We start from the raw sequence: 25,521 nt of genomic DNA on the forward strand, positions 1-25,521 counted from the left end.
GAATGCCGGGCATGGAACGCCGTCATCTCGTCACACTGGAGGTGGAGGGCCGACCCGCCACCTTCGCCACCGCGCATGAACGGGCGTGGAAACAGGCGGTTCGGGACGCGGTCGCACGCTCGGGCGTATCGCCCGGCGAAGGACGCTTCGGCGTGCGCATCGAGTTCCGTCTGGCGGCGGCGCGAACGTCCAATGAAGTCTGGGACCTCGACAACCTCATCAAGCCGACCCTGGACGCAATGGAAGGCGTCTTCGGACTGCGTCCCTGGAAGGGGACCCCGCAGCCCGCCGACGGCCGGGTCGACCGAATCGAGGCGTCCAAGCGCCTCCCGTCGGCGGACGAGCGTCCCGGCGCCACCATCGACGTGTGGCTGCTCTGAACACCCCGTTCCACAAGCGGCGCGGCACATCCCGCCGAACCAAGCCGGACGGCCCTCGCAGTACCGCTCGCGTCCCCGAGCCGGCTTCGAACGCTGTAGTTGCCGACGCTTTACCAGCTGAAGTGGCCGTTGCCCTCGACGCGTGTGATGGGGTTGCCGCCGGCGAAGGCGTAGCGCCAGCCAGGCCGGACGGGTCAAATCGTCTCACCGGCCCAGGGGCCTCGTTCTCAAGGCGACGGTCCACGCCGCCCACGCAAGGCACATGGGGAACGCCCGAAAACCTCTCTCCGCAGAGAACGGCAGATCACGCCAAAGGTAATGTGACCGCCCCCGTTCCGCGAATGGCACATCCGTGCCGAACCAGCCCGGACGGTCCTCGCGGTGGGTGACGTATGCGCCCAGACGGCCTCGATCGCCGCACGGCGGGGGACGGCGGTCATGGACGCTTCGGCCGGCGCCGGGGTGCGCCTGGCCTCGAAGAGCCTTGGGACGAGCAGAGCGGCATCGTCCCAGGCGGCGCCCCGGCAGGCGAACGACCAGTCGATGAGGTTGGCCCCCCGGCGGCCAGGAGGTTTCCGGCGTGCACGTCATAGTGCACGAGCGCGTCGCCCTCCAGAGCCGCCGGGGAGAATCCGCCCAGGGCCTCCTTGTAGATCGCCGAGTGCGACCCGCTCAGGTCCCGGTCGAGGAGCGTGGCCGCCGTGTCGCGCAGCATTTCCAGGTTCACCGCGATGGACGGGACGCCGCCGCACGGGACGGAGAGCCGCGACAGGACGTACAGATCACCGGGCAGGTCGGGCGACGCCGGATCACCTGTGAGCGGGCCATTCCTCGGCCAGGAGCGCATATGCGAGACCGTCGAGCCATCCCCTGGTGCGGTGGAGTGAGTCTTTCACCGTGTGCTGTTCGCGGCGCATCCCGACCCGCTCCATCAGCCGCCACGAGGATTCGTTGTCGTAAAAGCATTCCGCGTGCAGGCGGCGCAGGCCAAGACCGTTGAAGGAGATGTCGATGAGGGCGCGTACCGCTTCGGTGGCGTAGCCCTTTCCGCCGTAGGAGGGATCGAGCGTCCACCCGAGCTCTCCATGGACGTTTTCCGCCTGGTCGGCGACCTCTTCCTGGGCCCAGGCGTCCTGGACCTTCAGTGTCAGGTCGCCGATCACTCGGCCGTCCAGTTCGATGACGAGCAGGTCTGCGAGCAGCTTCTCGCGGAGGAAACGCTCACGGTAGTCGTCGTAGGTCTTTACGGCGGCCGTGACCCATTCTTGAGTCTCCGGCAGCCGCCGGAAGGCCCAGGTCGCGTCCAGGTCGTCGGGGGAAGCCCGGCGCAACAGCAGTCGCTCGGTGGAAATCGGCCAGTCGAGGGTGTCAAGAGGGTGGCGCATGGATCTCATGATGACAGAGTCGTGGTGACGCTCAGAAATCACTTCGAGGGCCCTCTTCCGGTCCCCGCGGCTCACGCCTCGGTCCCCTCTCCCCGCAGTGCGTCGCCGCGGCCGGGGCATTCGTGGAAGGCGCGGTAGACCGGGACGGTCATGTACCGGGGAAGCGCCGCGGTGATGCGCCCGCCCCACTCCCCCGGGCCCAGATGCCGGAGGCGGCGACGGCCACCGCCGCGCGCAAGGAACACCGCCGCACGTGGTTGAACCACCGCCGCACATGAGGGAGACGTCCGCCGCGTGGGGGACACCGCCGCCGGGACGAACGAGGCGGGTATGCCGCCGGGCAGGTTGGGGCGCGGGGTCGGTGGCCAGGGCGGGCGGTGCGGGTGGCGTGGCGCCGGCTCGTCCGTCCCGTTCCCTAGGCTCCCTGGGCGCGGCGAGGACCGCCACCACGTAGGGAACACCGCCGTCCGTGGTGGGCCCCCCGCCCATGCGGAGGACGGCCGCCGCGCGTGGGGAGGACGGCCGCCGCGTGGGGGGCCGGCTGTGGGGTTTCCCGGCGACAAGATGGACACTACGGTGATCCGGGTCGACATCAGGAGAGTCGGTAAACCTGAATCGAACCTCGAATACTTTGGGGAGGTCGTCCATGCGATCCCTTATCCCGCGAAGAACATCGCGGGTGCCCGGTGCGGCCCGACTACGCTTTTCTTCCCCGAGGTCGCCTGCGTCAAAGGCGGGATCATCTTCAGTGTATCGGCCTACAGCGGGGCGGTCTTCGAGGGAAACGACGTGCCCAGTCCCGTGGTCTGGCGGGACGATGTGCTTCCGCTGATCGCCGAGATCGTCGCCGCCGATGTCCGGGCGTGAAGCACTCGGCGGTACGGCGGTCCACCGGCGAGAGGGGCACGCGTCCCCGGGGCGTGGCGCGTCTGGCGAAGGCCACTTTCGGACGGGCGATCCGAGCTCCGGATCGAGGCCGGTCTTCGCCCTCCCGCACGTTTACGCTGGACGGGCGCGAGGACGGTCGGCGCCGCTGGAGGTGGGATTGGTGGATCCGCGACGCATCGCACTCAACCGGCGGCACAGCAGGGAGATGGGCGCGTTGTTCACGCGGTTCCTCGACGCCCGCCCCGATGTCGAGTCCGAGGTTCACGGCGCCCAGATGACCGACGAGCAGGACGCCGCGTGGTCGGAGTTCAGCGCCGAACTCCTCCGTCGTCACCAGGCCGAGCGGTCCGCCCTCGCGGACGTGCTCGAAGCGGAGCGACGCCGATGCGACGCCCGCGGCTGAACCGAGTCGGAACCGGGGGCGGGGGGCCGGCATCTCAGTCTCGTGCTGAGCGAACGGGCGGACGCGGGCGGTGCGGAGCTGCGGCGGCGGTACCAGGAGGCGCGCAAGCTCTGCCCGGACGAACCGGGCGGTGACAAGGAGCGGTACCTCGCCGAGATGGAGGCGCTGCACGCGGACGCGGAGGCGTACGGCGAGCCGGGGATCCTCTTCGAGATCCGCATCGAGTACGCCTACTCGCTGGGCTTCAAGGGCTGGACGAAGCACTCCCGGGAGGCCGTCGCGCCGAGGCTCCGGGTCCTGCGGAAGAGCCTCCTGATGTGGCACGAGGCGCCGCACCTGTGCGACGGGTCGTCGGTCGAGGCGATGTGGACGCAGTTCTACCGGCTGCTCGACTGGTACACCCGGTTCGATCCGGAGCCGGCCGACCGGACGCGCCGGCTGATCGACGAGCTGGAGCGGTACTGCCCGCCGACCAGGCCCGCGGCGCGGTACGCGCTGCGGGTCGCGCGCATGCGGCTGGAGGCGCGGCGCGGCGACGTCGGCGAGGTCGAGCGGCTCTGGCGCGGGCTGCGGACGCAGGACGTGCCGACGGAGCATTTCCTCCCGGACGGCGTGGCGCGCGGCGACGCGACCATGTGGGCGCAGCTCGGCCACCACGAACGCGCGATCGAGGCGATGGCGCCCGTGCTGGCCGGGCAGATCCCCGCTCGTTCGGACCGTGTGGAGCACGTGGACTGTCTCCTCCCGTACCTGCACACCGGGCGGGTGGCGGAGGCGGTCGCGCTGCACCAGCGCACCTATGCCCGGTCCGGGATGAAGCTGGAGGCCGTCGCCGCGCACCTGGAGTTCTGTGCCCGCACCGGCAACGAGGAACGCGGGCTGGACGTCCTGCACCGCAACCTGGGCCGGATGGGGTACGGCTGCCGGTACGTCGTGGAGGCGTGGACGGCGGCCGCGGCGGCGCTGCTGTGCCTGCGGGCCGCGGCGAAGGGCCTCGACCGCGAGTGGGTCTGGGCGTGCACGTGCGCCGACCCCGGATGCACCGACCTGGCGATCTGGAGCTGGGCGGAGCTCGGCGCGCAGCTGCGGTGGCGGGCGGGCAGGCTCGCGCGGCGCGTGGACGAACTGAACGGGACGTCCGCGTTCGGGGAGCGGATCGACGCGCTCGTGCACGCCGAACCGCTGGTCGAGGGGCTCGAGCTGCCGCCGGGCATCGAGCCGCCGTCGCATCTGGCGGTCCCGCCGCCGTCCGTCCACCTGGACGCCGCGGACGCCGCCGGGCTGCGGGAGGGGCTGGAGCGGGCGCGCGGAGTGGAGCGGCCCAGGCCGCGCATCGTGCTGACGCAGCAGGTGATGCAGAACGCGATGGCGGCGGGCGAGCCGGGCGTGCTCGCCGACGCGCGGCTCCGGCTGCTGGACGACCTGCTGGGGCTCGGGTGGCGCGGCTGGGCCAGGCACCGGTTCTCGGCGCTGCGGGAACTGTTCCGCATGCTCGACGAGGGGACGGTCGCGGCGGCCCCGGAGCGGCTCGACGCGTTGTGGCGGGCCGTCCCGGTCGTGCTGGACGAGTCGCTCACCCGTCCGGGGCCGCACCTGCGGCAGGTCCGCGACCTGCTGGATGCGGCGGAACGGCGCGTCCGTCCCGGGACCGCCGATCTGCACCACGTCCGCTGGTTCCGCACCGAGGCCGCCGCGCGGGCCGGTGACGCCGGGGCGGCCCGCGGGGCGTGGGCGCGGTTCCGGGAGCTGCCGCCGGTGGAGCGGTACGCGAGCCGCGAGAACGTGCTGCGCTGCGTGGGGTGGTGGCTCGACCTCGGCTGCGACGGGGAGGCGATCGAGGCGATGGCGCCGCTCGCGGGCGACGACCGCGAGGACCTCCTGCTGCTCTCCTACCTGCGCACCGGGCGGACGGACGACGCACGCGCGGTGCACGAGCGCACCCACCCGACGGCGTCCGGGCACCCGGAGGTGACCGCCCACCTGCGGTACTGCGCGGAGATCGGCCTGCTCGACCGCGGGCGGGAGATCCTCCACCGGGCCCTGCCCCTGTTCCACGGCTCGAACGAGGACGACGACTTCACGTTCGCGGACATGCGGCTGTACGCGGCGGGGGCGCGGGTATGCGAGCTGCTGGCGGAGGCGGGGCACGCCGAGAACTGGACGTGGCCCGCCGACGCGTGCTGCGAGCCGGAGGACGACTGGACGTACGCGCGGCTCGCGCGCGAGTGCCGCGGGTCCGTCGCGGAGGAGTCGCGCCGCTGGGAGGAGGTCCTCGGCACGGCCTTCCACACTCGCGCGGTCACCGGGTGAACCCGCGGGAACCGGGTGCGGCGGGCGATCATCTCAGTGGGGTGATGGCGAGTCGGGAGCCGGCGGGGGCGCGGAACTTCAACGTCGATCTGCGCGGGATCGTCGATCTGCTGAGCCGGCACCTCTACAGCAGCCCGCGCGTGTACGTGCGGGAGCTGCTGCAGAACGCGGTGGACGCGATGACGGCGCGCGGCACCGGGACGGACGCGGCGGGCGGTGCGGCGCCGATCCTGTTCGAGACCGCGGACGGGGAGCTGCGCGTCCGCGATTCGGGGATCGGGCTGACGGAGCCGCAGGTGCACGAGCTGCTCGCGACGATCGGGAACTCCTCGAAGCGGGACGGGCTGGGGCTGGCGCGGCACGACTTCCTGGGGCAGTTCGGGATCGGGCTGCTGTCGTGCTTCCTCGTCGCCGACGAGATCGAGGTCGTGACGCGCAGCGCGGCCGTCCCGGACGCCGCGGCGGTCGTGTGGCGGGGCCACGCGGACGGGCACTACACGGTGGCGCCGGGGCGGCGGGACGAGCCGGGGACGACGGTGACGCTGCGGGCCCGCAGGGACTTCGGGCACTGGCTGGAGGCGTCCACGGTCCGGGAGCTGGTGCGGCACTACGGGGCGCTGCTGCCCTGCGACGTGCGGGTGGACGGGGAACGGGTCACCGAGGCGACGCCGCCGTGGGAGCGGGGCCGCGACGAGCTGCTCGGGTACGGGACGCGGGTGCTGGGCGCGGTGCCGTTCGACGCCGTGGAGCTGGCGGTTCCGGAGGCGGGGCTGCGCGGCGCGGCGTTCGTCCTGCCGTACGAGAGCGACCCGAGCGAGCGGGCGGCGCACCGGGTGTACCTGAAGCGGATGCTGCTGGGCGACCGGGTCGAAAGCGTCCTCCCGGAGTGGGCGTTCTTCGTCCGCTGCGTCGTGGACGCCGGGGAGCTGCGGCCGACGGCGAGCCGGGAGCAGCTGTACGACGACGACCTGCTGGCGGTGACGCGGGAACGGCTCGGCGACGCGCTGCGGTCGTGGCTGGTGCGGCTGGCCGCGACGGACCCGGAACGGATGCGGGACTTCCTGAAGGTGCACTACCGGGGGGTCATGGCGCTCGCGGTGCACGACACCGAGATGCTGCGGATCGTGGACGAGCAGGTCCCGTTCGAGACGAGCGAGGGGACCGTCACGCTCGCGGAGCTGCGGGCGCGGCACCGGTCGATCCGGTACACGCCGCGGGTCGAGGAGTTCCGGCAGCTGTCGGGCATCGCGGCGGCGCAGGGCATCGCGCTCGTGAACGGCGGCTACGTCTACCACGTCGACATCCTGAACCGGCTGCGGCGGCTCGACCCGGATCTGGACGTGCGCAGGCTGGAGCCGTCGGAGCTGGCGACGCGGTTCGGCCCGGTGGGGCCGGGCGTGGAGTTCGCGGCCCGCGACTTCCTGGTGGCGGCGCGGCGGGCCCTCGCGGGGGCGGGATGCGAGCCGCTGCTGCGGTCGTTCTCCCCCGCGTCGCTGCCCGTCGTGTACCTGGACGGCGACCCGGGCGGGCACGGCGCCGACGCCGCGGCGGACGGCGTCTGGGCGGAGCTCACCGACACCGGGGAGCCGGAGCGGGCCGGGCCGCGGCTGGTGTTCAACCACCGCAACCCCATCGTGGCGCGGCTGACGAGCACCCCGAACGTCCGGGTGGTGGAGCTGTCGGTCGAGGCGCTGTACGGGTACGCGCTGCTGACCGGGAACCGGCCGCTGCGGCCGGACGACGTGGCCGGGGTGAACCGCGCGTTCCTCGGGCTGGTCGAGCACGCCGTGCGGGAGGGCTGACGGCCGTGCTCGACGAGGCGGAGCTGCGGCGCGCGCTCGTCCGGGCGCGGGCCGCGTGAGCGGCGTTCCGCGGGATGCCGGCGCGTGCCGCGAGCCCGAGGACGACTGGAGCTTCTCGCGGCCGGCCGCCTCGGCCCGCGACCACCTCGGCGGGTACGCGCACCGGTGGGAGGAGGCGCTCGGGACGGCGTTCCACACCCGCGCCGCCTTCGCCCTCGGCGACGGGCGCGCCCGAGGACCGCGCCGGAAAATGCGGTGATCCCGGGGCGGGGCGGGCAGTAGGGTGCGCGCTCATGGACGATCCGCAGGTGCTTCTCGACAACGGCGACATTCCGGGGCTGCTGCGGCACCTGCGGGCGAACGCCGAAAGCATGGACCTCCGGGAACTGGCGCGGCTGACCGAGGGCGCCGCGGCGGCGTCCGGGTTCGACGACCTGCGGGAGGCCGCGGCGGCGGTCGCCGGGACGGGCGGACGGCGCGGCCTGTTCCGCCGGGGCGGGGAGCCCGGGGCGCAGGAGCTGTACGACTTCGGGTACGCGTGCGTGGAGCGTGGGGCGGCGGCCCTCGCCGTCCCGGCGCTGCGGGCGGCGCTGGAGCTGCTGCCCGGGGAGATCGGGCTGGTGCGGGAGCTGGTCGCCGCGCTGGAGCGGGACCACCGGCACGCGGAGGCGGTCGCGGAGCTGGACGCCCGCGCGGCTCTGCTGGAGCCGTGGCCGGACCGGTACCTCCTCGCCTACAACGCGTTCATGGCCGGGGACGTCGCCCGTGCGGAGGACGCGGCGCGGGGGCTGCCGGAACCGGACGGGACGTGGGCGCCCGCCGCGGAGCGGCTGCGGCGGATGCTGGCCCGGGCGCGGGCGGTCCGCGCGGTGTCGCCGCTGGACGACCGCGACCTGCGGGGCTGGCAGTTCGCGATCGCCGGGGCGGTGCTGCTGTCGCTGGCGCCGCACGGGTTCGCCGCCGGGATGACCGGACGGTTCGCCTACCTCGGGGACGCGTACGGGCAGTGCCGCCGCGGCGTCGAGCGGCTGCGGCTCGTGCTGGACGCGGCGGGGGCGGCGCCCGACCGGGTCATGCCGCTGCCCGACCGGTCCAGCACGATCTTGGGGCTGGCCGTCGCGGAACTGCTCGGGCTGCCCGCGGAGCCGTTCGCGCCGGGACGCCCGGGCTCGCTCGTCGTCGCCTACGACCTGAACGACGTGGACGGCGACGCGCTCGGCGGCCTGTGGGAGCGGGCCGAGGGGCAGGTGCTGTTCGAGCACGCCACCTGCTGGACCGATCCGCCGCCGGTCACCGCCGATGTGAGCGGGCTGCTGCACCAGGTGGTCGTCCCGCCGTGGGGGGCGGGGCTGCGGGCGGCGCCGGGCGGGGCAATGGAGAGGACGGAGCCGGACGCGCGGCCCGCGGCGGAGGTCGCCGCCGAGATCGTCCGGGCGGCACCGGCCGCGGACGAGGGCGACGGGGAGACCCCGCCGGACCCGGACGACGCCCTGGCCGCGATGGTCACGGCGGTGCGGGCGCACTGGCCGGACGGGCCCAGGGAGCCGGTCGGCTCGCCCGGGCCCGTGCGCAGCTCGCGGTTCGCCTGACGGCGCCGGGGGTTCGGCTCACGACTTGGTGTCCGTGTCGTCCGCGGAGCCGGCGGCGGGCTCCTCGGCGAGCGAGTCCGCCTCGGCCTGCTTCAAGTGCCGCTGCATCTCCTTGACCTGCAAGGCGTACACCGCGGGCCGTTCCTGCCGCAGTCCCTTGAGGAGGCAGAACACCATGAGGAAGGCCAGGACGAAGATCGGGAGCCCGATCACCGTGATGACCTGTTCGAGGGCCTGCAGCGCCTTGTCGCCGCCGAGCACGATCAGCGAGGCGGCGAGGGCGCCCTCGGACACGCCCCAGAAGACGCGCTGCCGCACCGGGCCGGCTTCCTCGTCGCCGGAGCAGAGCATGTCCACGACCAGGGACGCCGAGTCCGAGGACGTGGCGAAGAACAGCGCCACCACCACGACCGCGATGCCCTGGATCAGGGTGGTCGCCGGGAAGTTCGAGAAGAACTCGAACATCGCCAGCGGGACCTGCTTGTCGTCGACGACCTCGCGGGTCAGCTCCCCGCCGTCGCCGCCGATGCCGTCGATCCGCATGGCCGACCAGCCGAAAATGGCGAACCACACGAGGGTGAACGCCGAGGGCGCGAGCAGGACGCCGCCGACGAACTGGCGGATCGTCCGGCCCTTGGAGATGCGGGCCAGGAACACGCCCATGAACGGCGCCCAGGTGACCGTCCAGGCCCAGTAGAAGACGGTCCAGCCGCCCTGCCAGCCCCAGCCGCCGTCCTTGGTGTAGCCCGCCATCGCGTCGTTCCACAGGGACAGCCCGACGATGCTCTCCAGGTAGCGTCCCAGGCTCTCGAAGACCTGCCGCAGCAGGAAGACCAGTTCCCCGCCGGTGAGCAGCACGAAGATCATCAAACCGATGGCCATCAGGATGTTGATGTTCGAGAGCCGCTTCACGCCCTTGTCGAGGCCCGCCACGATCGAGCCGACCGCGACGGCGGTGAGCACGCTGATCACCAGCACCCGGGTGGTGACGTCGTCCGGCAGCGGCGTCAGCACCTCCAGGCCCGCCGCGATCTGCGAGGTGCCGAGGCCCAGCGAGACCGCCAGGCCGAACAGGGTGCCCAGGACGGCGAAGATGTCGATCGTCTTCCCGATCGGGCCGTGGATCCGGTACTTCAGGAACGGATAGAACACCGAGCTGACCCGCAGCGGCAGGTTGTACCGGTAGATGAAGAAACCGAACGCCAGGCCCGGCAGGGTGAAGATGGCCCAGGTGTGGAGGCTCAGGTGGTAGAGGGAGAAGTTCATCGCCTCTTGGGACGCCTGCACCGAGTGCGGGTCCACCCCGGCGCGGGGCGGGTTCGCGAAGTGCGAGATCGGCTCGGCGACGCCCCAGAACATCAGCACGGTGCCGATGCCGCCCGCGAACAGCATCGCGAACCAGGACAGGTTCCCGTAGGCGGGGCGGCTGTCGTCACCGCCGAGCCGGAGGTTCCCGTAGCGGCTGAGCGCGACCCAGGCCAGGAAGACGAGCCAGGTCGTCACGCCCAGGATGAAGAACCAGCCGAGGTTGGTGACGATCCAGTCCCGCCCGGCGCTGAAGATGTCGTTGATCGGCTCCGGCAGCAGCAGCACCAGGGCCAGGAAGACGATCATCAGTCCGGCCGAGACGAAGAAGATGGTCCCGTCCGTGCGCATACCGAGTGCGCGGGCCGCCTGACCGAGCGGGCCGCCGCCCGGGCTCGGCGGCCCGCCGTCCGGTTCGTCCTTGGTCTCGGTACCGCCGTTCGGGGCCTTCGCCATTGGCCGACCTTTCTGCCGTGTCAAGGGATACCCCGATCAATGTCACGATCGGGCAACCATTGACCCCAGGGGAGCTGAATTCGGCTTTTCTTGTGCTAGGGACGGATGACTTTTGTCTCGGCAATTCGCTGAGGTGGGAGGATAGGTGCCCATCCATGGCCCTGTCCACACCCGTTCATGTGTGTGCCGATATGTCGGCGGGCACTGCGGCGCGGCCCCGGAATATCGCCGGGCCGGGATATCGGGCATTTCCGCAAGCAGTGCGCGCCGGACCCCTGCGGGAGCGCCGGTGAGCGGTCAGGCGGGCGCGCGGAGGGCGGCGTCCAGGTCGGCGAGGGCCTCGGAGACGACGACCGGGTCGAGGTCGCCGAAGCGGAGCCCGCCGCGGTGCGGCGACGCGGCGCCGAAGCGGTCGACGACGCGCACGGCCGTGATCCGCTGCTCCCCGGAGTCGGCGGGGTCGCCGTTGGCCAGGCCGGGCGAGAGGTCGACGGCGATGTAACGCATTTCGGCCGCCGGGAGCATGATCCGGCGCCGCCGGCTCGTGTCGGCGGCGCGGGGCAACCGCCACTCGCCCCGCCGGCAGAGCCGGAGGAAGCCGCGGGCGGGTCCCCGGCGGCCGGTGAGCCGGTCGAGGCGGCAGGCGTCGCGTTCGGCCGCGGTGAGGGCGTGCACGGGGCGTTCGAGCTGCGGGAACGGCTGCAGGATCTCGTAGTCGGCGAACAGGGCCGACCACGCCTTCAGCTCGTCCTCGCCGAGCCGGACGGGATGGGCGAGGGTGACGGCGGCATCGGCCGGGAGGTCGACGCGCTCGTCGGCGGCGTCGGCGCAGGTTCCGTCCTCGGCGACGCGGAACGACACCCCGGTCGCCGCCCGCCAGACCAGCCGGCGCGCGATCGGCCCGACGAGCGGGTGCCGCACGAGGTGCGCGCCGAACTCGGCGGGCGTCCAGCTCCGCCCGTCGAGCATGGCCTGCTCCAGGCGGGCGATCCGGTCGGCGGCGACGACCCCGACGTCCTTCTTCAGCCGCGCGAACCGTTCCCGGGCGGCCGCGGCGAGGACCGGATCGTCCTTCACACCCGCTGTCGGCAGGGTCTTGCGGACCCGGCCGTGGTCGTCGACGACGAACGGGACGAGCCGCTCGTCCACGACGGCCGTGAAGCGGCGCGGACCGTAGTCGAGGACGAGCCCGCCCGCGCCGTCCAGGCCGAGATCGGGGACGAGCCGGTCGGCGAGGGCGTCGGCGGTGAGGCCGCGGGCTTCGGCCAGCTCGCCGAGCCGTTGCCGGGCGGCACGGCGGACGGTCTTGGTGCGCGCCCGCATCGCGATGTCGTTCAGGTGCGTCTCCGCCGCGTCCCCGCCGATCTCCGCCAGCGCGCGCAGCGCCTCCCATACCCGGTCGTAGGCGTCCGGCGCCGTCCACCCGGCGGCGAGCGGGGCCAGGCGGCGGACGGTCCCGGCGTCGCCGAACCGCGCGAGGGCGCGCATCACGAACCTGTCGCGGGCCGGGAACCCCGCGTCCCGCCAAGCCTCGAACAGCCCCCACGCGAATCCGGCGAGGGACGACGGCTCGCAGATCTCCGCGACCTCGCCGAGGGCGTCGTCCACGCCGGGGAACTCGTCCGGGCGGCCGGCGATGCCGAGGAGCAGCACGAGGTTGCGGACCGCGGCGGCGGGCAACGCGCCGCCGCCGTCCCGCAGCACCGGCCGGGGCGCCGCGGCGGCGTCCGCCGAGCCGGGCGGCTTCGGCGGCGCCGCGGGGCGCTGCGCCGGGGCGACGCCGGACGGGTCGCCGGGCAGCAGCCGCGCGACGGCGTCGACGTCCGCGTCGCCGTAGGCGAGGGCGGCCCGCACCACCAGGCCGGCGTCCATGCCCGCGGCGTGCCGGAGCGCGTGGACCGCGTGGCGGCGGGGCGCGGCCGCCCCGCCGAGGGCGTCCGGCACCAGGTAATACCCGGCGGCGAGCGGGCCGTGCCGCTCGAACCACTCCTCGGCGACGTGCCGCGCCGTCTTCAGCTTGTACAGCCAGTGGGCCGCCAGGCGGGCCGTGTCGGCGCCCAGCAGGGGGAGCATCACCCGGCCGTTGCGGGCGGGGCGCGATGCGGCCATCCGGACGACGACGTCCCAGACGTCCGTCTCGTAGCGCGCGAGCAGGGGCCTCAGCCAGTCCCCGAGGATCTCGCCGTCGCCGGGCGAGAACCTCGGGAGCAGCGGGCGCGCCAGGTGCTCGGGCGCGTGGACGAGCACGTCGGCCTGGCAGAAGGACGGGCCCCCGTACGTCCCGAAGTGCCGGCCGATCTCCGCCCGCCAGTGGGCCTCGTGGTGGGGCGAGGGGTCGCCGAGCCAGTCCGTGCGCTCGCCGGGCGCCCAGCGGACGCGCCGTCCGGGCGGGGGCTCCAGGCCCGCGATGGTGACCGCGGTCCAGTCGGCGGTCCGCTTCGGCTTGCGCAGCCACGGCGGGTCGGTGAGGAACTCGGGAAGCGTCGGAGTCACGGGGGCCGCCTTCCGTTCAGCGGGCGGACATGGCCAGGTGGACGAGGTCGGCGAGGATCTCGGACGCCGTCACGGGATCGAGGTCGCCGAACGTCGCGTCCGTGTCCCGCGCGGAGTAGAGGTCGTCCGGCCGGTCGGCGATCCGGACCCCGAGGCTCTGGTCGCCGAACTCGTCCGGGTGGTCGACGGTGATCCCGGGGGTGAGGTCGACGACGACGAACCGTCCGGCGCCGACGCGGCGGGAGATCCACCCTTCGACGCCCGCGTCCTGCGGCGCGCCCCGCTCCCAGCCCCGGTTCACGAGGCCGAGGACGGCGCCCGGCGGGACCTTCAGGCCGTCCAGCCGGGCCAGCCGCCCGGACGCTCGCTCATCGTCGGTGAGGGCGTGGACGGGACGGGCGAGCTGCTCGAACGGCTGCAGGATCTCGTAATCGGCGAAGACCTCGCCCCAGGCCGGAAGGTCGTCGCCCAGATGGAGCGGGTGCGCGACCCCGACCCTGACGGCGTCGGGAAGGACGACCGTGTCGTCGGAAACGTCCGCGAACGTGCCGTCCTCGGCGACACGGAACGCCGGACCGTCATCGGCGGTCCAGACCAGCCGGCGCACGAGGTGGCCGACCAGCGGATGCCCGGCGAGCAGCTCGCGGAACTCGCCGAGCGGCCACCGGCGGCCGGTCACCATGGCCAGTTCAAGGCGCGTGACCTGGTCGGCCGCGACCATCCGGACGTCCTTCTTCAGCGCCGCGAACCGCTTGTGCGCGGCGGGCGCCAGCTCGGGATCGTCCTTGACGCCCGGCTTGGGCAGCGACTTGCGCACCTTGCCGCCCTCATCGATGATGGTCGGCTTGAGATGCTCGTCGAAGCCGACGACGAACCGGCGGGGGCCGTAGTCGAGCGTGAGGGTGCCCGAGGCGTCCAGCCCGAAGTCCGGGACGAGCCGGTCGGCGAGCTGCTCGGCGGACAGCTCGAGCCCGGCCGCGACCTCCTCGATCTTCTCCCGCGCACGGGCCTTGAGCGCCTTGAACTTCACCCGCTGAGAGATCGAATGCAGGTTCATCAGGGCGGTCTCGGTCCCGATCGCGGCCAGGACGTCCAGCCCGATCACCGCGCGGGAGTGCCCGCCCTCCCCCGGCCACGCCCGGATCACCGGCGTCAGGCGCCGGACCGTCCCGTCGTCGCCCGTCAGCGCGAGCTGGGTCAGCGCCCAGTTGTCCTTCGAGGACGCTCCGCACGTCTCCCACCAGCGAAACAGGGCCCACCCGAACTCGGCCAGCGACTCCGGGTCGCACAGCTCCCGCACCACCCGGACGCCCGGGTACGCGTGGTCCAGGGTCGACATCGCGAGCATGGTGAGGACGTGCGCGGCCGCGTCGTCCGGGAGGGCGCGGGTCCGGTCGCGGAGCAGGAGCCGCGGGAGAACGCGCGGGTCGATCCAATCGGCGGACGGGATCTTCTTCGGCAGGTCGTCGAGGGGATCGGCGGCCAGCAGCGCCTCGATCGCGGCGGCCGCCTCGCCCCCGTGGACGCGCGCCGCCGCGACGACCCGCTCCGTACCCTCCAGGTCCGCGATCAGGCGCAGCGCGTGCTCGGCCGCGCGGCGGGCCGCGCCCGCCCGGCCCGCGGCGTCCGGGACGAGCGCGGGGACCGCTGCGGCGCCGTGCCGCGCGAACCAGATACGGGCCGTCTTCGCCGCGGTCTTCAGGCGGACGAGCCAGTCCGCCATCGTCCGCGCGATGTCGTCGCTCAGCAGCGGCAGCAGGACCCCGGCGAGGTGCGCCGGGTTCTCGCGGGCGGCGAGCAGCGCCGGGTCGTGCGCGTCCGGACCGAAACGCCCGACGAGCACCCGCAGCCAGTCGCCGGTCTCCCAGGCGACGGGGGGCTCCCAGCCCGCGAGGAGCGGGCGCACGACGTCCTCGGGTCCCTTCACGAGGACGACGACCTGCTGATGCGGGGGGATCTTGTCGAATTTCCGGGCCAGCTTCTCGAGGTCGAGCCGGTCGGCCCACCGCCACAGGTACGGCGACCGGGACGTCCACTCCTCGCGCTCGCCCGGCTCCCACACGGCCGCGCGGTGCCCGGCCGGGGCCAGGCCCTTGACGACGGCGGGCTTCGCCTTGGCGCGGTCCCGCGTCCACGGCGGCTCGGTCAGGAGCGGCGGGAGGTCCGTGGCGTGCGGGACGCGGGTGGCCGCGTCGAGGACCTTCCGGACCTTCGCCCCCGCCGGGCCGGGCAGGCTCGGGATCGTCTCCTCGGCGAGGCCGGGGTTGCACCGGACGTGCCCAGTGAGCAGCTCCGCGGCCCGCGGGCCGTCGGCTTCGGGCAGCAGCCGCATCGCCCGCGCCGGGAACCGGCGGGCGGCGGCGAGCAGCGCGGGCGGGACGCCCGGGCGGTCGATCCGCTCGACGAGCGCCCGGAACGCTTCGTCCGCCGGCAGCGCGGCGAGGACCCCGAGGAGGACCCGCAGCCGGTCCGCGGGGACGTGGTCGTCGTCGAGGACGTCGACGATGAGCGGGACGACCGGCTCGGGCCCGACGCCGTCCACCAGGGACGCGAGGACGTCGAGGGTGCGGTCGTCGTGGTCGAGCGGCAGGCCGAGGGCGGCCGGCTGGTGCGGCTCGCCGAGGGCGCAGAACAGCATCCACCGGTCCGGGGAGAGCGGGGCGGCGGCCTGGCCGGGGTCGGCGCACAGCTCCTCGACCCAGTCCCGCCGGGTCGGCGCGAGGTAGGCGGCGATCAGCCGGGCGCCGCCGTGCCCGCGGTGGCCCGCGAGCCGCTCCACGGCGTCGGCGTACACGTCGTCGGGCGCCGCGGCGAGGCGGGCGCGCAGCCGCCGGACGGCGTCCCGCCCGATCCACCACTCGGACTGCCCGTCCGCGGGGCGGCGCGGCCGGACGCCCGTCCAGTCCAGCCCGCCGCCGGCCCGCCGGCCGCGCCGCCTCCCCCGCCTGGACAGGTCGGCGACCTGGTACACGGCCCGGAGCCCGCCCATCGCCGCGAACGCGGACGCGGCGAACGCGACGCCCCGGTCGGCCGTCCAGGCGTCGACGAAGAGCCGGTCCGGCCCTTCCCGGTGCAGCCCGGCCAGGGCGACGGTCACGAGCGCGACGGCCGCCGCGCCCCGCGGGTCCGCCCCGCCGCCCAGGTCCGCGCGGGCCGCCTCGGCGACGGCCGCGTCGGTGCCGGGGAGCGCGAGGACCTCCTCGATCTCCCCGCGCCGCTCGGCGACCAGTTCCCGGACGCGTTCGGCGGCGTCCCGGTCGGGGGCGGGCGGCGCCGGGACGGGCGGACGGTCGCGGCGCGGATGCAGCACCCGCCGCCAGCCGTCCGGCATGATCAGCGTGTTCTCGTCGCTCATCGGGCGGCCTCCGCGCCGGCGGTGAGGTAGCGCAGGTCGGCGAGCATCTCCGACGCGGTGGCGGGATCGAGGTCGCCGAGGCGCAGAGACGCGGGCTGCGACGGCCTGTACTCGCCCGGAGACACCGCGAGCCGGACGTCGACGAGGGTCTGGTCCCCCCGGTCGTCCGGCATCCCGACGGACATGCCGGGGCTGAGGCCGAGGACCAGGTGGCGGCCGGGGTCGAGCTCGCGGGAGACGTAGTGCTCGATGCCCGCGTCCATCGGCGCGCCGCGCTCCCAGCCGCGCCGGGTCAGGGCGAGGATCCGGTGGACGTCCGCCCGCAGCCCCTCGAACCGGGTGAGGCGCCCGCCTTCGCGTTCGTCCTCGGTGAGGGCGTGGACGGGACGGGCGAGCTGCTCGAACGGCTGCAGGATCTCGTAGTCGGCGAACACCCGCGTCCACGCCTCCACCTCGTCGCCGAGGTGGACGGGATGGGCGACGCCGACCCCGGCGGTGTCGGGCAGGACGACCGTCTCGTCGGCCGCGTCCGCGAACGTGCCGTCCTCGGCGACGCGGAAGGCGGGGCCGCCGTCGGCGATCCACACCAGGCGGCGGACGAGATGCCCGACGAGCGGGTGCCCGGCGAGGTGGGCGCGGAACTCGGCGACGGTCCAGCGGCGGCCGGTGACCATGGCGCCTTCGAAGCGGCCGAGCCGGTCGGACGCGATCGTGCGGACGTCCTTCTTCAAGCCGGTGAACCGCTTGTAGGCGGCGGGGGCCAGTTCGGGGTCGTCCTTGGCGCCCGGCTTGGGGAGCGACCTGCGGGGCGTGCCGTCCTCATCGGCGACCGTGGGCCTCAGGAGTTCGTCGAACCCGATGAGGAACCGGCGCGGGCCGTAGTCGAGTGTGAGGGTCCCGGACGCGTCCAGGTCCAGGTCGGGCACGATGCGGTCGGCGAGCTGCTCGGCGCTGAGGCCGAGTTCCGCCGCGACCTCCCGGACCTTCTCCCGCGCGCGGGTCTTGAGTCCCTTGAACTTCACCCGCTGCGCGATGGAGTCGAGGTGCGTCAGCGCCGTTTCGGTGCCGATGGCGGCGAGGACGTCCAGCCCCGCCACCGCCTTCGCGTGGCCGCCGTCGCCCGGCCACGCCCGGACGACCGGGGCGAGCCGGCGGGCGGTGTCGTCGTCGCCGGTGAGGGCGAGCTGGGTCAGCGCCCAGTTCTCCTTCGCGGGCGCCCCGCACACTTCCCACCAGCGGAACAGGGCCCAGCCGAACTCGGCGAGGGACGTCGGGTCGCACAGGTCCCGCACCACGCGGACGCCCGCGTACGGGTCGTCCGGCTTCGACATCGCCAGCATCGTCAGGACGTGCCCGGCCGCCTCGTCCGGGAGCGCCCGCCCGCGGTCGCGCAGCAGGATCTGCGGGAGCGCGCGGGGGTCCGCCCAGCCGGCGTCCGGGATCTTCTTCGGCAGGTCGTCCAGCGGGTCGGCGGCCAGCAGCGCCTCGATCGCGGCGGCCGCCGCGTCGCCGTGGACGCGCGCCGCCGCGACGATCGGGTCCGGGCCGTGCCGGTCGGCGATGAGCCGCAGGGCCGCCTCGGCCGCGCGGCGCGCGGGTCCGGGCCCGCCGAGCGCGTCCGGGAGCAGGGACGGCGCGGCGGCGGTGCCGTGCCGCCGGAACCAGGCGCGGGCCGTCACGCCCGCGCCCTTCAGGGCGAGCCAGCCGGCCATCGTCCGCGCGATCTCGTCGGACAGCAGCGGGAGCAGGTGCCGTCCGTGCGCGCCCGGGTCCCGGCGGGCGGCGGACAGGGCGGGGACGCAGGCGTCCGCCCCGTGGCGTGCGACGATCGGCGGCAGCCACTCGTGCGCCCGCCACAGGTCGCGGGGTTCCCAGACCTCCAGCACCGGCCACGCGAGCTCTTCGGGGCCGCAGAGGAACAGCAGGGGCGCCTCGAACCAGGAGGCGCGTCCCTCGGCGACCTTCGCGGCCAGGGCGTCGAAGTCCGTCCCCTCCGCCCGCGCGTTCCACGGCCCGGCCTGCCGTTCCGCCCAGGCGTCGCGCTCGCCCGGTGCCCAGGTGATGGCGCGGGTGCCCGGCAGGGGCAGGTCATCGATGACGACCGGCCTCGTCTTCTCGCGGGGGCGGGTCCACGGCGGTTCGGTCAGCAGCGGCGGCAGGTCCGTGGCGGACGGGACGCGCGTGTTCGCGTCGAGGATCTCGCGGATTCTCGCCCGCGGTCCGGCGGGGAGGCCGGGTGCGACCTCCTCCGCGATGCCGGGGTTCGCGCGGACGTGCGCGGACAGCAGGTCGGCGGCCCGCGGGTCCGCGGACCCCGGCAGCAGCCGCATCGCGCGGTTCGGGAAGCGGCGGGCGGCCTCCAGGAGGGCGGGGACGACCTCGGGGCCGCCGATCCGGTCGACGAGCGCCTGGAACGCCTCGTCCCGGGGCAGCGCGGCGAGGAACCCCAGGGTCCGCCGGAGCTCCTCGGTGATGCTCATGTACGGGCCGTCCAGTGCATCGATCAGCAGCGGCACGACGGCGTCGACGCCGACGCCGTCGAGCAGCGTCGCGACGACCTCGCGGTCGTAGGCGAAACCCAGCGGCTCACCGAGAGCGGCGGGCTGGTGCGGGCGGCCGAGCGCGCAGAGGGTCAGCCAGCCCGCCGCGAAGTGGCCGAAGGGGATCTCGCCGGGGCGCGCCCACAGGTCCTCGACCCAGTCCTCGCGGGTCGGCGCCAGGTAGGCGGCGACGAGCTTCTGCAGCGGGTGGCGGCGGGCGCCCCCGATGAGCTCGACGGCCTCGGCGTAGACGTCGTCGGGCGCGGCGGCCAGGCGGGTGCGCAGCGCCCTGCCGCTCGCCCGGGTCAGCCACCAGTCGCAGAGCAGCTCGCCGGGGTCCTGGCGGGTGACGGTCATCGACAGCAACGCGTCGCGGCGCCCCGCGATGGTCACCGGGAAGCCCGTGCGGTTGACGCACGCCGGGTTGTCGGCGTGGATGCCGGCCCACTCCGTGTAGGCGCGGGCGGCGAACGCGACGCCGTGCTCGGCGACCAGGGCGTCGAGGAACAGCCGGTCGGGCGGCGGGTCGGACCATTCCGACATCCCGTTCAGCGGGGCGGTGACGTACGCGACCGCGGCGGCTCCGAGCGGGTCGGGCTCGCCGCCCAGGTGGGCGCGGGCGGCGTCCGCGATGTCGGGCGCGGTGCCCGCGAGCCCGAGGACGTGGTCGATGTCGTCGCGCACCGCGGCCACGAGGGAGCGCACGCGCTCGGCGGCCGACGGGTCGGGCGCGGCCGGCTTCGGGACGTCCGGGCGGTCCCGGCGCGGGTGCCGGGCGCGCCGCCAGGAGACCGGCATGACCAGCGTGTCCTCGTCGGGCCCCATCGTGTCGATCATGTGCACGTACCGTACGGGAGATCACCGACAAAGCCGTCCGGAACGGCTCAATCCAGGGTGTGCATGTCCCGCTCGACGCGTTCGGCGGCCTTGCGGGCGGCGATCAGCACCGGGTCCCAGACGGGCGAGAACGGCGGCGCGTAGGCGAGGTCGAGACCCGTCATCTCCTCGACCGTCATCCGGTTCCAGAGCATCACCGCGAGGCCGTCCACCCGTTTCGCCGCGCCCTCCTCGCCGACGATCTGCGCGCCGAGCAGCCGCCCCGAGCGGCGCTCGACGACGAGCTTGGTGGTCATCGAGGTGCTGCCCGGGTGGTATCCGGCGCGGGTCGTCGACTCGACCGCGACGCCGAGCGCCGCGAACCCGGCGTCGGCCGCCTCCCGCTCGTTCAGACCGGTGCGCGCCACCTCGACGCGGCAGATCTTGGAGATCGCGGTGCCGATGACGCCCGGGAACGTCGCGTAGCCGCCGCCGAGGTTGATGCCCGCGACGCGGCCCTGCTTGTTGGCGTGGGTGCCGAGCGGGATCGCGACGGGCGCGCCCGACACCAGGTGCCGGGACTCCACGCAGTCGCCCGCCGCCCACACGCGCTCGGTGCGGGTGCGCATGCGGCGGTCGGTGACGATGCCGCCGGTCGACCCGACCTCGATCCCCGCGTCGCGGGCCAGGTCGGCGCCCGGCCGGACGCCCAGGCCGAGCACGACGATGTCGGCGGGCAGCGTCCGGGCCCCGGTGCGGACGGCCGTGACCCGGCCGGACGCGTCGGTGTCGAAGCCCGCGACCGGCTCGCCGAGGTGCAGGTCGATGCCGAGGCCGCGCATCGCGTCCGCGACGAGCGCCCCCATGTCGGGGTCGAGGGTCGTCATCGGCTGCTCGGCGGCGTCGACGAGCGTGACGTGCAGCCCGCGCATCACCATCGCCTCCGCCATCTCCAGGCCGATGTAGCCGCCGCCCACGACGACCGCGCGGCGCGGCGCGTCCGCCTCCAGCGCCCGGTGGATCGCGATCCCGTCGTCGAGCGTCTGCACGCCGTGCACCCCGCGCGCGTCCGCGCCGGGCAGCGGCGGCCGCACCGGGACCGCGCCCGTCGCGACCACCAGGTGGTCGTAGGGCTCCCACGCCTCCGTGCCGGACGCGACGTCGCGCACCCGCACCCGTCCGGCCGCCGTGTCGATCTCGACGGCCTCGGTGCAGAGCCGCAGGTCGATGTCGCGGGCGGCGAACTCCGCGGGCGTCCGGGCGATCAGCCGGTCGGCGCCGTCCACGACCCCGCCCACGTAGTACGGGATACCGCACGCCGAGTAGGACGCGTGGTGGCCGCGCTCGAACGCGACGATCTCCAGGTCGGCGGCGTCGCGGCGGCGGCGGGCCTGCGACGCGGCGCTCAGCCCCGCGGCGTCCCCGCCGATCACCAGCAGGCGTTCGCGTGCGGCCATGGTCGGTCCTCCCGTCCCCGATGATCGTTCCCGAGGCTACCGGGCGTTCAGAGGCCGTAGACGCGCTCCGCGGTGCCGCGCGTGATCATCTCCGCGACGCGCCGCGCGTCGCCGTCCGTCCAGGCGCCGTCGTCCACGCCGCCGGCGAGCTGCCCGGCGAGCGCGTGCCGGAACAGCAGCGACCCCAGGAAGTACAGCTCGGCGAGGCCGTAGGCGTCCGACGAGTACAGCACCTTCCCGAACGGCGCCAGCTCCAGCAGCTCGCACAGCAGGACGTGCGCGCGGTGCCCGAGGTTGTTCATGGCGAGACCGGCGTCCACGTACACGTTCGGGAGGACCTGCGCCAGGTAGCCCGCGTTCCGGTGGTACGGGTAGTTGTGCAGGAGCATCGCCGGGACGCCCGCGTCGTTCATCGCCCGCAGCATGCCGATCAGCAGCAGCGGGTCGCCGCGCCGCAGGTCGGCGTCCAGGTCGCCGTACCCGACGTGGAACTGGACGGGCAGGCCCGCGTCCACCGCGCACCACACCAGGAAACGGTGCAGCGGCTCCTCGGACACGCGCGGCTCGAGGTGCCGCATCAGCCGTCCGGCGGCCGCCGCGACCTCGGCGTCCGGCGGCCGGTGCCCCGGCATCTCCAGCCCCGCCCGGTACGCCGCGATCGACTTGGCCGCGACCACCGACGGGGCGCGCGCCTCGATCCGGGACCGGACCTCGGCGGCGAACCCGGACGCCGCCACGCCCTCCGCCGCGACCTCCTCGGCGACCGTCTCCAGCCGCAGCACCTCGTGGGAGTCCGCCCCCACCAGCTCCCCCAGCGCGGCCGGACCCAGGACCGGCTGCGGAGCGTGCCCGGTGTCCACGCACACGGCCCGCAGGCCGGACGCGGCGAGGAACCGGCGGTTCACCTCGGCGGCGCCGAGGTCCGCGCGCCGCTCCAGATAGTCGTCGGGCGCGGCGTGCGCGTCCAGTCCGAGGACGGGCGGGCACCAGCGGCGCAGCGCGAAGCCGATCTGCGAGTCGAACAGGGACGCACCGGGCGGGCCCGGCGCGTCCGCCTCCGTCAGCGCCGCCTCGAACTCGGCGCGGTCCAGGTCGGCCTCGAACACCCCGTGGCAGTGGTGATCGACGAGCGGCAGCGACTCCAGGTACTCCAGCACGGCCCGCTTCCTCCCCACGACGTGTCCCGACAGCAGGCTCTTCCCGGAAACTGCCGGAAGATGTTCCTACGATGCCCTGGTGACCGGGGACACACCGACGTCCCGGCGCGGACGATCCTGTGAACGGCCCTGTGAACGGCCCTGTGAACGCGAACCGGGAGAGCGAACGTGGAACAGATCCCAGCGTCCCTCGGCGACGGCGACCGCGCCCGGATGGGCGCCCGGGCCGCCGAGACCGCCCGCCGGCTCGCCGGCCAGGACGTCGCCGCCGTCGCCCTGACATGGGTGGACGTCAGCGGGATCACGCGCACCAAGACCGTCCCGGTGAACCGGCTCGAGCACGCCGCCGCCTGGGGCGTCGGGATGTCCCCGGTGTTCGACGTGTACCTGCTGGACGACTCGATCGTCTCCGGTCGGCACATCGGCGGCCCCGTCGGCGACCTGCGGCTGCACCCCGTCATCGACCGGGTCGTGCCGATGGCCGCGCTGCCCGGCTGGGCGCACGCCCCGGCCGTCCGGTTCGCGCAGGACGGCGCCGTGCACCCGCTCGACGCCCGCGCCCTGCTGTACCGGGAGGTCGTGCGGCTCGGCGAGGCCGGCTGGGAGGCGAAGGCCGCGTTCGAGATCGAGTGGGCGGTGTCGGCCGGGGACGGCGACGCGTTCGTCCCGGCGGCGCGCGGCCCCGCCTACGGGATGACGCGGATCACCGAGCTGTCGGGATACCTGCGGGAACTGCTGTCGGCCCTGGCGGGGAGCGGCGTGACCGTCCTGCAACTGCACCCCGAGTACGCGGCCGGCCAGTTCGAGGTCTCGGTGGCCGCCGAGGACCCGATCGGCGCCGCCGACACGGCCGTCCTCGTGCGGGAGACGGTACGGGCGGTGACGCTGCGGCACGGGATGCGGGCGTCGTTCTCCCCGAAGGTCGAGGCGGACGCGGTCGGCAACGGCGGGCACGTCCACCTCAGCCTGTGGCGGCGCGGCGCCGTGGACGGCCCCGCGAACGCGATGACGGGCGGCGCCGGGCCGTGCGGGATGAGCGCGCACGGGGAGGCGTTCGCCGCCGGGATCCTGCGGCGGCTGCCCGCGCTGCTCGCGATCGGGGCGCCCGCGGTCGCGAGCTACCTGCGGCTCGTCCCGTCCCATTGGGCCGGCGCGTTCGCGTGCTGGGGGCCGGAGAACCGGGAGGCCGCGCTCCGGTTCGTCACCGGCGTGCGGGGCGAGCGGGACGAGGCCGCGAACCTCGAGGTCAAATGCTTCGACCCGGCCGCCAACCCGTACCTGGCGCTCGCCGCGCTGCTGGCCGCCGGACGGGACGGGCTCGCGGCGGGGCGCACGCTGCCCGAACCGGTCGGCGTCGACCCGGCGACCCTCACCGACGACGAGCGCGCCGCCCGCGGGATCGCGCCGCTGCCCGCGTCGCTCGGCGAGGCGGTCGCGGCGTTCGAGCGGGACGACGTGCTGCGCGACGCGCTCGGCGAGGCCGTCGCCGACACCGTCTCGGCCGTCCGCCGCGGCGAGGCCGAGCTGCTCGCCGGCGCCACGCCCGAGGAGGTGGCGGCCGCGACCCGCTGGCGCCACTGACGAGAGTGAACCGGGCCCGGGCGGGCACACGGGACCTGTACGGCCTCCACGCGTCCTCGCTCCGGGGAGGGGAGGCCGCACGGCCACGTACCCGACCCATCCCGGTTCACCGATGCCCATCCCGTTCATCCGCCGGCCGCCCAGCACCGGGCGCTCGCCCTTCAGCGTCCGGACCGAGGTGCAGTCCACCGTCTACCGGATCGCCCGGTTGACGATCACCGCCACGGTGTCTTACCTGCTGGCGCTGCACCTGCTGCCCGCGGGCGGGCCGCCGCCGCTGCTGTCGCCGCTGACCGCGCTGCTGGTCACCCAGTACTCGGTGCTCGACACGATCCGCGCCGGAATCCTGCGGGTGGGCGCGGTCACCTCGGGGGTGCTGGTCGCGGTGATGTTCGCCGAGACGATCGGGTTCACCTGGTGGACGCTCGGGCTGGCGATCCTCGCGGCGCTGACGATCGGGCACGCGCTGCGGCTGCGCGAGCACGTGCTGGAGGCGGCGATCAGCGCCATGCTGATCTTCGCGCTGGGCGCGGCCAGCGAGTCCGGGGCCTTCGCGCGGTTCATGGAGACGATCGTCGGCGCGGCCACCGGCCTCGTCGCGACGTTCCTGGTCCCGTCGGTGCGGGTGCGTCCCGCCGAGGAGGCGGTGGCCGACATCTCCGAACGGCTGCGGGAGCTGATCTCGCGGATCGCCGAGGGGCTGCGCGGCGAGCGCGTCCCCGGCGAGGCCGTCCAGTGGCAGCGCGAGACCGAGCATCTCGCGCGGGACCTCGCCCAGACCGACCAGGCGCTCGGCGCCGCCGAGCAGAGCGTCAAGCTCAACCCGCGCGCCTGGCGGCTCGTCGACGCGGGCGTCGCGCTGCGCAACGCCATGGAGACCATGGAGCGCTTCACCCTCACGCTGCGCGGCCTCACCCGGTCGCTGGTCGACGACGAGCGGCTCGGCCGGCACGGGCGGCTGCTCACCGACCCGGTGCTGCGGCCGCAGCTCGCCGACGCGCTCGCCGGCGTCGCCGACGGCATCGCCGCCTACGGGCGGCTCGCCCGCTCCGACCTGGACCGCCGCGCCCGTCCGTTCAAGGCCGAGCAGGACCTGGAGGTGCGGGTCGACATCGCCCGCGAGCGCCGCGCCCGGCTCGCGCGGGAACTGCACGAGCGGGCAGCCGCCGGGGACCTGTGGCCGCTGTACGGGGAGATCTCGATGGACGTCGACCGCCTCGTCGAGCAGCTCCGCGTCGAGCACCGCGCCCGCGCCCGCGAGCAGTGGCGGCGGCACCGCGGGACGGCCCGGCACCTGCCCGAACGCCCCGCGAAGGTCGTCCGGCAGGCCGGTTCGCAGCTCCGCCGCGCCGCCGGGTCCGCGGCGGCCGCCGCCGAGCAGCACGCGCAGGAGACCGACGAGGAACTCCGTCCCCGCCGCCGCCCCCCGGGCACCTAGGACCCGCAGGGCCGCCTCCGGCGCCACGGTGGCGGACGGCCTCCTCGTGCGGCGACGGCGACGGTGCGGACGCCGGGCGGGCGGTGCCCGCGGCGGCGACGGGCGGTCCGGCGGCAGCCTGTGTCTCGATGCCCGGGGCTCGTTCCGTGACGTAGCGGCCCCTCCA

Annotated in this window: 16 protein-coding genes; 9 read left to right on the forward strand and 7 right to left on the reverse strand. The window is 74.7% G+C overall.

The annotated features are described in order from the left end of the window. The first annotated feature begins 11 nt into the window (after positions 1–11). Positions 12–380 carry a RusA family crossover junction endodeoxyribonuclease gene (locus ACFQ11_RS23150; RefSeq protein ID WP_378301995.1) on the forward strand — a complete coding sequence of 123 codons (369 nt, stop codon included), beginning with the start codon at positions 12–14 and terminating at the stop codon, positions 378–380. An 809-nt stretch (positions 381–1,189) separates the two neighbouring features. Here ACFQ11_RS23150 and ACFQ11_RS23155 read toward each other — a convergent pair. Next, positions 1,190–1,765, reverse strand: a complete 576-nt coding sequence (locus tag ACFQ11_RS23155; protein ID WP_378301998.1) for a GNAT family N-acetyltransferase — start codon at positions 1,763–1,765, stop codon at positions 1,190–1,192. Between the two features lie 576 nt (positions 1,766–2,341). On the opposite strand from ACFQ11_RS23155, the gene ACFQ11_RS23160 reads away from it, so the two are divergent. From ACFQ11_RS23160 to ACFQ11_RS23185, 6 genes are all read left to right on the forward strand, one after another. Beyond that, positions 2,342–2,632, forward strand: a complete 291-nt coding sequence (locus ACFQ11_RS23160; RefSeq protein ID WP_378301999.1) for a hypothetical protein — start codon at positions 2,342–2,344, stop codon at positions 2,630–2,632. Between the two features lie 181 nt (positions 2,633–2,813). Next, entirely contained in the window at positions 2,814–3,056 is a 243-nt protein-coding gene (locus ACFQ11_RS23165) for a hypothetical protein (RefSeq protein ID WP_378302001.1), read from the forward strand. A gap of 42 nt (positions 3,057–3,098) precedes the next feature. Then, on the forward strand, positions 3,099–5,366 hold the full coding sequence (locus ACFQ11_RS23170; RefSeq protein WP_378302003.1) for a hypothetical protein: 2,268 nt from the start codon (positions 3,099–3,101) through the stop codon (positions 5,364–5,366). A gap of 44 nt (positions 5,367–5,410) precedes the next feature. Continuing rightward, entirely contained in the window at positions 5,411–7,168 is a 1,758-nt protein-coding gene (locus ACFQ11_RS23175; protein WP_378302005.1) for an HSP90 family protein, read from the forward strand. Positions 7,169–7,223: 55 nt separating this feature from the next. Continuing rightward, complete coding sequence (locus ACFQ11_RS23180; RefSeq protein WP_378302007.1) at positions 7,224–7,427, forward strand: hypothetical protein; 204 nt, start codon at positions 7,224–7,226, stop codon at positions 7,425–7,427. Positions 7,428–7,461: 34 nt separating this feature from the next. Continuing rightward, positions 7,462–8,757, forward strand: coding sequence for a hypothetical protein (locus ACFQ11_RS23185; RefSeq protein WP_378302009.1), 1,296 nt, complete (start codon positions 7,462–7,464; stop codon positions 8,755–8,757). Positions 8,758–8,775: 18 nt separating this feature from the next. Here ACFQ11_RS23185 and ACFQ11_RS23190 read toward each other — a convergent pair whose 3' ends face one another. The 6 genes from ACFQ11_RS23190 to ACFQ11_RS23215 all read right to left on the reverse strand — a co-directional run bounded on the left by ACFQ11_RS23190 (position 8,776) and on the right by ACFQ11_RS23215 (position 22,354). After that, complete coding sequence (locus ACFQ11_RS23190) at positions 8,776–10,518, reverse strand: BCCT family transporter (protein WP_378302011.1); 1,743 nt, start codon at positions 10,516–10,518, stop codon at positions 8,776–8,778. Positions 10,519–10,815: 297 nt separating this feature from the next. Then, on the reverse strand, positions 10,816–13,011 hold the full coding sequence (locus tag ACFQ11_RS23195) for a DUF4132 domain-containing protein (protein ID WP_378302013.1): 2,196 nt from the start codon (positions 13,009–13,011) through the stop codon (positions 10,816–10,818). A gap of 16 nt (positions 13,012–13,027) precedes the next feature. Next, positions 13,028–16,366, reverse strand: a complete 3,339-nt coding sequence (locus ACFQ11_RS23200; RefSeq protein ID WP_378302015.1) for a DUF4132 domain-containing protein — start codon at positions 16,364–16,366, stop codon at positions 13,028–13,030. Beyond that, positions 16,363–19,743: a DUF4132 domain-containing protein gene (locus ACFQ11_RS23205; RefSeq protein WP_378302017.1), complete on the reverse strand. Its 3,381-nt coding sequence runs from the start codon at positions 19,741–19,743 to the stop codon at positions 16,363–16,365. The genes ACFQ11_RS23200 and ACFQ11_RS23205 overlap by 4 nt, the downstream gene beginning before the upstream one ends. Positions 19,744–19,790: 47 nt before the next feature. Then, complete coding sequence (locus ACFQ11_RS23210) at positions 19,791–21,179, reverse strand: FAD-dependent oxidoreductase (protein ID WP_378302019.1); 1,389 nt, start codon at positions 21,177–21,179, stop codon at positions 19,791–19,793. Positions 21,180–21,226: 47 nt separating this feature from the next. Next, positions 21,227–22,354, reverse strand: coding sequence for an amidohydrolase family protein (locus tag ACFQ11_RS23215; RefSeq protein WP_378302022.1), 1,128 nt, complete (start codon positions 22,352–22,354; stop codon positions 21,227–21,229). Positions 22,355–22,504: 150 nt separating this feature from the next. On the opposite strand from ACFQ11_RS23215, the gene ACFQ11_RS23220 reads away from it, so the two are divergent. Then, positions 22,505–23,917 carry a type I glutamate--ammonia ligase gene (locus tag ACFQ11_RS23220; RefSeq protein ID WP_378302024.1) on the forward strand — a complete coding sequence of 471 codons (1,413 nt, stop codon included), beginning with the start codon at positions 22,505–22,507 and terminating at the stop codon, positions 23,915–23,917. Positions 23,918–24,029: 112 nt separating this feature from the next. Then, positions 24,030–25,355 (forward strand): FUSC family protein, encoded by a 1,326-nt coding sequence (locus tag ACFQ11_RS23225; protein WP_378302026.1) that lies wholly within the window; start codon positions 24,030–24,032, stop codon positions 25,353–25,355. Positions 25,356–25,521 lie beyond the last annotated feature (166 nt).

Source organism: Actinomadura sediminis (assembly GCF_042675525.1).
GTDB classification, from domain to species: domain Bacteria; phylum Actinomycetota; class Actinomycetes; order Streptosporangiales; family Streptosporangiaceae; genus Spirillospora; species Spirillospora sediminis.